The organism is Thalassotalea mangrovi (assembly GCF_005116735.1).
Classification (GTDB): Bacteria; Pseudomonadota; Gammaproteobacteria; order Enterobacterales; family Alteromonadaceae; genus Thalassotalea_A; species Thalassotalea_A mangrovi.
On sequence record NZ_SWDB01000059.1, the window covers coordinates 1 to 1,070 of the forward strand.

The 1,070-nt window shown below is 47.6% G+C and carries 1 protein-coding gene; it reads left to right on the forward strand.

Going from position 1 to position 1,070, the window contains the following annotated elements; translation table 11 throughout:
• On the forward strand, positions 1 to 1,070 hold a 1,070-nt coding region (gene tuf / locus E8M12_RS16230; RefSeq protein WP_136737317.1), incomplete at its 3' end, for an elongation factor Tu.

Below are 1,070 nucleotides of genomic sequence, written 5' to 3' on the forward strand. Positions count from 1 at the left end.
ATGGCTAAAGCAAAATTTGAACGTTCCAAACCGCACGTTAACGTAGGTACAATCGGCCACGTTGACCACGGTAAGACAACTCTAACAGCTGCGATTTCAGCAGTTTTAACGAAGACTCACGGTGGTGAAGTTCGTGATTTCGCACAAATCGATAACGCTCCAGAAGAGCGTGAGCGTGGTATCACAATCAATACTTCTCACATCGAGTATGACACAGCGACTCGTCACTACGCACACGTAGACTGTCCAGGTCACGCGGATTATGTTAAAAACATGATCACTGGTGCTGCACAGATGGACGGCGCGATCTTAGTAGTAGCGGCGACCGACGGTCCAATGCCACAAACTCGTGAGCACATCCTTCTTTCTCGTCAGGTAGGTGTACCTTACATCATCGTATTCATGAACAAATGTGACATGGTAGATGACGAAGAGTTACTAGAGCTGGTAGAGATGGAAGTACGTGAACTTCTTTCTGAGTATGAATTCCCAGGTGATGACTTACCAGTAGTTCAAGGTTCAGCACTAGGTGCATTGAACGGCGAAGCTCAGTGGGAAGAGAAAATTCTAGAGCTAGCGAATCACTTAGACACTTACATCCCAGAGCCAGAGCGTGCGATTGACGGTGACTTCATTCTTCCAATCGAAGATGTATTCTCAATCCAGGGTCGTGGTACGGTAGTAACGGGTCGTGTAGAGCGCGGTATCATCCGTGTAGGTGATGACGTAGAAATCGTAGGTATCAAAGACACGACGACTACTACCTGTACTGGTGTAGAGATGTTCCGTAAGCTTCTTGACGAAGGTCGTGCTGGTGAGAACTGTGGTGTTCTTCTTCGTGGTACTAAGCGTGATGAAGTACAACGTGGTCAGGTACTTGCGAAGCCAGGTTCAATCACTCCTCACACTAAGTTCGAGTCAGAAGTATACGTACTGACCAAAGATGAAGGTGGTCGTCACACGCCATTCTTCAAAGGCTACCGTCCACAGTTCTACTTCCGTACGACTGACATCACTGGTGCAGTAGAGTTACCAGAAGGTGTAGAAATGGTAATGCCAGGCGACAACCT